The sequence below is a fragment of the Bradyrhizobium macuxiense genome, assembly GCF_001542415.1.
GTDB lineage: Bacteria > Pseudomonadota > Alphaproteobacteria > Rhizobiales > Xanthobacteraceae > Bradyrhizobium > Bradyrhizobium macuxiense.
Genome location: NZ_LNCU01000098.1, coordinates 20,845 through 28,293 on the forward strand (window position 1 = coordinate 20,845; position 7,449 = coordinate 28,293).

Here is a 7,449-nt window from a genome sequence, read left to right on the forward strand (position 1 = left end):
TATTGGTCGTCGGCTTCGGGTCCACGACCCGTAATACTCGTGCCAGCAAATCGCGTCGGCTCTGCCCCGCCATAGTCGCCGATGGCCTGAAGTCGGACGGATCACCATGCCGGAGAAACAGCCAAGCGCGGATATGGAGGCTGCTCTCACGCACTGGCTCGAAACCGTTGACCTCGGCCAGTACGGCAAGCTCTTTGTGCAGCATCGTATCGGTTTGGACGTTCTGCCCGATCTGACCGAGCAGGATCTGGTCGAACTTGGACTTCCGCTCGGAGATCGCAAGCGCTTGCGGCGCGCGGTCGCTTCCGTGACCCGTCCGGCAAAAGGTCCAGCTGGCGGTAGGAGCGTCGCAGAATGCGTAGCGGCGAGCGCCGAGCGGCGCCAGCTGACCGTGATGTTCTGCGACATGGTCGGATCGACCTCGCTGTCCGAACAGTTCGATCCCGAAGACGTCCGCGACATGATCGCGAGCTTCAGGGAAAAGTGCGTCAGCGTGGTCAAGCGGTACGAAGGTTTCGCGGCCCGCTACCTCGGGGACGGCATTCTAGTCTATTTCGGCTATCCGAATGCGCATGAGGATGACGCCGAGCGGTCGGTGCGCACGGCGCTCGAAATTGTACGGAGCCTGTCGTCGGCGAGAGCGAGTGACGCCCGCGGCGTCACCAGTCACGGGCCTAGCGTGCGCATCGGGATTGCGACCGGCCTTGTTGTCGTCGGAGATCTGGTTGGACAGGACACGGAGGAGCGCGATTCCGCAGTCGGCGAGACGCCAAATCTTGCTGCCCGCCTGCAGACCCTGGCGCCTCCAAATGGCGTCGTCATCGCGTCTTCGACGCAATCCCTGCTGAAAGGAAAGTTCGACTACGAGGACCTCGGATTTCACGCGCTGAAGGGGATGTCCGCGAAGGCTCGGGCCTGGCTTGTGGTTCGACCCTCCCGCACGGAAACGCGATTTGCCGCAGCCACGAGCTCCGGATTGACGCCGCTGGTCAACCGCACTGATGAAGTGGCGTTGCTTCAGACCCGCTGGCAGCGAGCGAAAGCCCGCGAGGGTCAGGTTGTGCTGCTGACGGGCGAGCCGGGAATTGGAAAGTCCCGGATTGTCCAGGAGCTGCGGGAGCGGATCGCACTCGATCAGCACGGACAGGTTTCGTTCCAATGCTCTCCCTATTACAGCAGCACCGCGTTCCATCCCTTCATCGCGCAGCTCAAACTTGCGCTCGGCCTTGACGGCGAAAGCGCGTCTGCGCTGTGGCTAAGAAGCCTTGAAGCTGGTGTCGCCGCCTCGAATGGCGAAGCGGAAACAGTGGTGCCGATCCTTGCGGCGTTGCTTTCAATTCCTACCGGGGACCGCTACGCGGCCCTCGATCTCTCGCCGCAACAGCAGAAGGATGCGACTGTTGCCACGCTCGTCAACCATCTGCTCGCGCAAGCGCGCGAGCAACCGCTCCTGATCGACTTTGAGGACGTACATTGGATCGATCCCACCTCGCGGGACGTACTCGATCTTCTGGTGCAGAACGTTCGCAACACGTCGATCCTCATCGTAATCACCGGTCGCCCGGAGTTTCAGCCCGGCTGGAAGGAGTGCGGGCATGCCGTGACTGCGAACCTGAAGCGTCTCGGTCGACAGGTCCGCACGACATTGGTCGAACGTGTGGCGGGAGACAGGCAGCTCCCCCGCGAGGTGGTTGAGGACATCATCGTCAAGACCGATGGTGTGCCGCTCTTTCTTGAAGAGCTGACCAAGGCCGTCCTTGAGTCCGACGTCCTGACCGAGCAGCATGGACACTACGTCTTGTCCGGCCCATGGCACCAGCTCGCGATACCGGCGACACTGAACGATTCCCTCATGGCCCGCCTTGATCGTATGGGGTCATTCAAGAGAATCGCGCAGATCGGCGCCACTATCGGCCGCGAGTTCTCCTACGAAATCCTCCGCGAGGTCGCCGATGCGTCCGCGGATCTGATCGAAGCCGCCCTGAACCATTTGGAGGCCGCCGGATTGATTGTTCGCTTCGGTTTCCTGCCGGAGGCGCTGTACTCATTCAGGCATGTGATGATCCAAAATGCTGCGCATGAAAGCCTGTTGCACAAGGAAAGACGAACCCTGCACACGAAAATCGCGCGCGTGCTGGCCGAAAAATATCCGGAAAAGGCCGAACGCGAGCCGGAACTTCTCGCCTATCACCTGACCGAATCAGGCGAGAGCGAGCAGGCTGCGAGTTTCTGGCTCAAGGCAGGCAAGCAGGCCGCCATGAAGGGCGCCACTCTGGAGGCGATCGGTCATCTTCGTCGCGGACTCGCCGTTCTGCAAGGCTCACCCAGCATGCAGGCCCGAACCGAATCCGAGCTGGAGCTTCGCATCGCCCTGGGTACCGCCCTGATCGCGGCCAAGGGATATGCCGTGCAGGAGGTCGAGGATAATTATGTTCGAGCGCTCGAGCTCGGTCGCCATCTCGACGACAAGGCGAAGGTCTTTGCGGCGACGCGCGGGCTTTGGGTGTGCCACTTCATCCGCGGCGATCTCGCGCGGGCGCATGAGCTGAGTGCGGAGCTCTTGAAGTTCGCAAGGCGCGAGGCATTGAACCAAAAAATATCTCCAGCGCAACAGACCGGATACCTCATCGAGGCGCATCGGGCGATTGCGATGACCATGCTGTACCGCGGGCGATTTGTGGTCGCCGAACATCATCTCGGGCGCTTCAGGAGCCTGTACAGTCCGGAACTGCACGGCACGCTGACGGCAACGCATGGCATCCATCCTGGCATCGTCTCGCTGTCATACCTCGGCTATCTCTTGTGGTTTCTCGGCCGTCCTGACGCGGCGCGTCAGTATAGCCAGCAGGCCATTTCGGAGGCTGAACACCTTCGCCACCCCTTCACGCTGTCGTTTGCTTTGACCTTCGGCGCTTACGTTTGCCAGCATCTCCGCGATGTCGAAGGAACCCACGATTACGCCAATAGGGCACTAGCCTTATCATCGGAACATGGCTTCCTGCATTGGAAGCATCAGACGACCATCCTGCGAGGATGGGCGATGACCGAGCTTGGGGATGTCGATGAGGGATTGAACCAGATGCGAATTGGCGTCGACGGCTACGAGGGCATGAACGCCTGGCTCGCCAGTTGCTGGTTCAGGAGCCTGCTCGCGAAGGCTTTTGCAAGTGCCGGCTTACCGGATGCTGCCTTGCGCGAACTCGACAACGCATCGGCGATCGGAAGGAGGACGGGAGAGCATTTTTACGAAGCCGAGATCTATCGTTTGCAAGGTGAGATGACTCTCAATTACGCGAAATCATCGTCCGTCGAATCCGCTGAACGATTATTCCTCGCCTCGAACGAGTTGGCGCGCAGGCAAAGCGCGCGGACCTTTGAATTGCGTTCAACCGTCAGCCTGGCACGCCTATGGCGACATTCCGGCAGACACGCGCAAGCGGCTGTGCTGCTGCTACCCGTCGTCCGAACCTTCACGGAAGGTCTGCTTACGTCTGACGTCAAGGAAGCGCTCGAGCTGGCGAATGAACTGGTGGCGGAAATGCCCGGAGATCATGAATGGAGCGGGCGTGTCTGAGGATACCGAGGCGCCCCAGGCGCCTTCCGCGCGGACGCCGCTTACGCAGGGTGTGGCGCAGCAATGGCGATGACAAGATGTCGGCTAGGCACGTCAACGTTAGACCGATCAGAAATTGATCTGGAAATTCAAGCCGCCGTATACGCCTTTGCCGCAGTTGCTGTCTCGGACAAAGTCGAGCGAGACACCGGTGTTCATACCGGCGACGGTGACCCCTGTAATGTGTCCGCCGAGACGAACTGTCATTCCACCATGCGACTGGTGGTACCATGCGAATCAAAGTGGGACCGAGAAGCAGGACACGCTTTGCGACCTCCCGCCCGTATGGCTGATGCAGCATTGGGCTGATCGGTCGACCTCTGGCTCGATCCCAAGAAGGTGATGCCGAACAAGGGAGGCGCGCAGGCTTGAGTTACCTACCTTAGCGCGTATCATCTCGCCACCGACGCTGAGAAAAGGCGAACGATGATCATGACGTTCTTGGCGCTAGCAAGGAGCAAATCGATAAAAGAGAAAGATCGGCAGGCGAATGACAGCGCTGTTTAGGTTAGGATCAGATAGTATTGTGAAGGACGATGCTGCGCCAGAAGTCGGCCGATTGCTCCACGTCGGACATTGACCAAAAGCCGACTCTGTCGCTCGTTCTCCGACGTGAGCACTGACCGACAGCCTCTCCTCTCGTCGGGTAAGCGGGCGATCCTCATTGAGCGCGAACCAACGTCCCTCTTCTTGGTCTCGGGGTTCGGCTCGGGCGCGTAGCTCCGGTGTCCCTAGCCCTGCGCTCCCGGGCCCGCTGTACGGCCTTCCTTTGGCGGGCTTGCCCGACGCGGTGGGTCAAGATCATTACCGGGGCGCGTCCAGCGCCTTCAGCTCGTCGGCAGCGGCGATGATCGCATCCCGGATATTCTTAAAATACTCCGCATCGATCCTCGCCGCGAGCCAATCCAGCTCGCCCACATGGCCGTGTTCGTTCGCCTTGCGGACCACGCCTTCGCTGATCAGCACGTCGAGGCAGCGCCTCACGTTGGAACGCGGAAGCCCGAGATACTTTGAAATATCAGAGGCAGTACGTGGCGGCGCGCCCAAATCGTCGCTCATGCGGATCATCATCGCTACCAGCAGCTCTTCAAACACTGCGCCGGGGTGCTTGCGAGCGTAACCGCTGCGCATCGCCACGAAGCATGCCACCAACAATCTGCCGACAATCGCGGATTGCTTGCGACGCTTCTCCAACGTTGCATCTGAATTATTTGATCTTTCCCTGGCCATTTTCGCCACCGTTTGTTTTCTACTTGCGATGGTGTTTAACGAGCACGTGCGTTGGTTGCAAAGGGGAGCTGGGACGGTATGGGCCTGCATCGGCGTCTTGCGCAGACTTTGAAGAATGGGACAGCTTTTACGGTTGGTGTGATCTGTCTCGGGCTTTTGCCGATCGCAATGATGCTAGCTGTTCTCTTCCTTGAGTGACCGCTCGCGGCGTAATCGACCGCTTGTGGCTTTGCGTGTCTGCGGTTTCACAATCCTTGGGAAGGCTATGAGCGAACTGCCGCTGAGCCCACGCGAGAAGCAGCTTTTACGGCGCTTGGCCGCTGAGAAGACTGATGCTCAGATCGCCGAGCGACTTGGCGGGACCGCCAGTCAAGTCGGACAGCAGCGCGCGCGCTTGCTCGCCAAGCTGGGTGTCAGCTCGCCGGACGAGATCGCGGATGCAGCCGAGCGACTGGCAAGCTGGAGAACCTACAGAGGCGTAACGTAGGTGCCGGGGGTTCGATGCTCCGCAGGCGAGCTGCCGGCTATGTCTCGGTGCGGTTATGGCCTTCCTGTGGCCTTCCAGGCCCTTGTTCCAGCTTCCCGCCTTGGGGACTTACCCATCTTTAATTTGAACGCTGGTCGGCCTTGCGGCAGGTACCGCGTATGAAGGACCGTGTGATGACCGCTGCGGAGGCCCGCAAACTTGCGTCCGAATACCGGGCTCAAGCGAGGCAGGCCGGGATTTCTCAAAAACGAGCGTCCCTTCTGACAAACATAAGCCGGACCTTCAGCGGTCTGGCGAGCCAGCTCGAAATCCTGGAAGCCGACGTGGCAGCGGAGCAAAGGAAGCCGCGATAAGTCGTACGGCCTCGCCACCGCCCCTATGGGCCGGTCGGTCCGGCGTCCCCGTAGCCCTGCGCTCCTGGCGCGCTCTACGGCCTTCCCCGTTGGCAGTGAAGGGGCCCAGCATCCGCACCTAGCCGGGCCCACGTCACCAATGGCCTCCCCGTGCCTGTTTGGCACGATGTTCACAAACCGCTGTGCCCGCAGACGTTCCAGCCGAGACACCGGTCGATGTCTCTGAATATCCGCCACAGCGATTGAGCATGGTCGCGGGTCGGCGACGCTGACCATTGATCTTGATCAAGGAAACAGACTGCCTGCCTGCGCGCTGGCGAGGGCTAAACCTTGGCCCTGTAGCCCCGCGCGCTCCCGGCGCGCTCGTTCGTGGTGACGACGACCCGGGCGATGCACCGAGCGGGGCAGCGTCGATGCTTGATGTAGGTCAATGGTTTGCCGCGAGGCCAGCGGTCAACTTTTAGGGCTGCCAAATCCGACGGAGCCCAAACGATGAAACTCGTCAAAATCGCAGCATTGGTCGTTGCGGGCACAGTGTCAGCTTCGGCGGGCGAAATGTCCTCCGACGACATCGCGAAACTGCCGCAGGACAAGGTCGCAGCCATCAAGCAATACTGTGCCAATGAATGGCCGGACAACTATGCCATGCGTGTCTATTGCGAGGACAGGCAGTACGGCGCGCTTAAGGAGTTGATCGATCGCGGCAGCATCGAACCGAAGGCCAAGGTCAGCCCGGACAAGCCTGCCGCCGAGCGGACGAATGACGCCGCGATGGCGGCGGTTACCTACATGACAGCTCAGACCAAGTGCGACCTGTCGGACGAGGAGCGCAACAAGCTAAAGAAAGCGATGGAGGACATCATCGAAGGAAACGGCTTCACGTGGGATACCTTACGAGCCAACGGAGCCACAGCCGTGCGTGGCTACTTGAGAGACAACCCGGCATGGAGCAAGGCGATGGACGATGATCAGCAGGCCGTCGTTCAGGTTTGTCGAGGCGTACACACTCTGATCGGCAAGTTGAGGCAGTGAAACGCGCTCGCCGCGCGCGCCGCCCTTCGGGTCCTCTGGGCCGCGTGGAGAACGCGGGGAACGCGAGACCCCGCCTATCGAGCATATTTGCAATTTTTGATTTTCGACTTTCCTTTTCGTACCATCTCGCACACAAAGGCTGGTGCGCGATGTGGAGCCGATCGGCTCTGGGTGATCAAGGAGCGGAGCAAGTAAGCCGCTAACACCCGTCGTCCTGCCGCGCGGCATCGACTACGGCATCACGCCTTGCCCCTGCTCTTGATCGGCGTGATGTAGGTCCGGCTGCAATCAAGGTACTGCGCCGCCAGCGCCGACGGTTGCAGATTTTCTGGATCGCGGTCGAGAGACAGCCCCGTCAACGACAATGGTGACGGCCTCTGCCATCAGCGTCATTCCTGTTCGTCACCAATTGTGGCGTCGGCGTGAAGGCGGTCGATGGAGAGGGTGACGGAACAGTCGTTCACGTAGATGAACGTGAGGATTGATCCAGGTCAAGGGCGCGAAGCTCCAGCGCGCAAAGCTTCGAACAGACCGCGGCTCAATGCGCCGTGCAGGCGTCCGCGGCTTTCTCTATCGAAGAAGGAGTACGCCAATGTTGCGTCGAATTCTCATCGCGTTGGCAGCCGCAGCCATGCTGTTGGTCACCTTCACTCCCGACGACGCATTCGCCCGCCGCGGAGGCGGCATGCGCGCTGGAGGTTTTCACGGCGGTGCTGTGCGAGCGGGAGGCTATC

The 7,449-nt window shown here is 60.5% G+C and carries 5 protein-coding genes and 2 pseudogenes; 5 read left to right on the top strand and 2 right to left on the bottom strand.

Translation table 11 applies throughout. The features are described from left to right. The first annotated feature begins 106 nt into the window (after positions 1 to 106). Entirely contained in the window at positions 107 to 3,574 is a 3,468-nt protein-coding gene (locus AS156_RS29175) for an AAA family ATPase (protein ID WP_066511983.1), read from the top strand. A 108-nt stretch (positions 3,575 to 3,682) separates the two neighbouring features. Here the strand turns inward: AS156_RS29175 and bcsS are convergent, their stop codons facing one another. Then, positions 3,683 to 3,820, bottom strand: coding sequence for a cellulose biosynthesis protein BcsS (bcsS, locus tag AS156_RS43545; RefSeq protein WP_201456123.1), 138 nt, complete (start codon positions 3,818 to 3,820; stop codon positions 3,683 to 3,685). Positions 3,821 to 4,003: 183 nt separating this feature from the next. On the opposite strand from bcsS, the pseudogene AS156_RS46235 reads away from it, so the two are divergent. Beyond that, positions 4,004 to 4,120: pseudogene (locus AS156_RS46235) on the top strand (DUF6161 domain-containing protein); the annotation flags it as partial. A 297-nt stretch (positions 4,121 to 4,417) separates the two neighbouring features. Here the strand turns inward: AS156_RS46235 and AS156_RS29180 are convergent. After that, positions 4,418 to 4,807, bottom strand: a complete 390-nt coding sequence (locus tag AS156_RS29180; RefSeq protein ID WP_245313122.1) for a helix-turn-helix domain-containing protein — start codon at positions 4,805 to 4,807, stop codon at positions 4,418 to 4,420. 301 nt (positions 4,808 to 5,108) lie between these two features. Here AS156_RS29180 and AS156_RS29185 point away from each other — a divergent pair, with 301 nt between their 5' ends. From AS156_RS29185 to AS156_RS45070, 3 genes and pseudogenes are all read left to right on the top strand, one after another. After that, positions 5,109 to 5,330 (top strand): LuxR C-terminal-related transcriptional regulator, encoded by a 222-nt coding sequence (locus AS156_RS29185; RefSeq protein ID WP_066511991.1) that lies wholly within the window; start codon positions 5,109 to 5,111, stop codon positions 5,328 to 5,330. An 845-nt stretch (positions 5,331 to 6,175) separates the two neighbouring features. Beyond that, positions 6,176 to 6,715, top strand: coding sequence for a hypothetical protein (locus AS156_RS29195; protein ID WP_066512000.1), 540 nt, complete (start codon positions 6,176 to 6,178; stop codon positions 6,713 to 6,715). 481 nt (positions 6,716 to 7,196) lie between these two features. Then, positions 7,197 to 7,449 (top strand): annotated as a pseudogene (locus AS156_RS45070) (hypothetical protein); the annotation flags it as partial.

Excerpts from the sequence above, each read along its gene's own strand:
- AS156_RS29175 (WP_066511983.1), top strand. The coding sequence starts at position 107 with ATGCCGGAGAAACAGCCAAGCGCGGATATGGAGGCTGCTCTCACGCAC.
- bcsS (WP_201456123.1), bottom strand. The coding sequence starts at position 3,820 with ATGACAGTTCGTCTCGGCGGACACATTACAGGGGTCACCGTCGCCGGT.
- AS156_RS29185 (WP_066511991.1), top strand. The coding sequence starts at position 5,109 with ATGAGCGAACTGCCGCTGAGCCCACGCGAGAAGCAGCTTTTACGGCGC.
- AS156_RS29195 (WP_066512000.1), top strand. The coding sequence starts at position 6,176 with ATGAAACTCGTCAAAATCGCAGCATTGGTCGTTGCGGGCACAGTGTCA.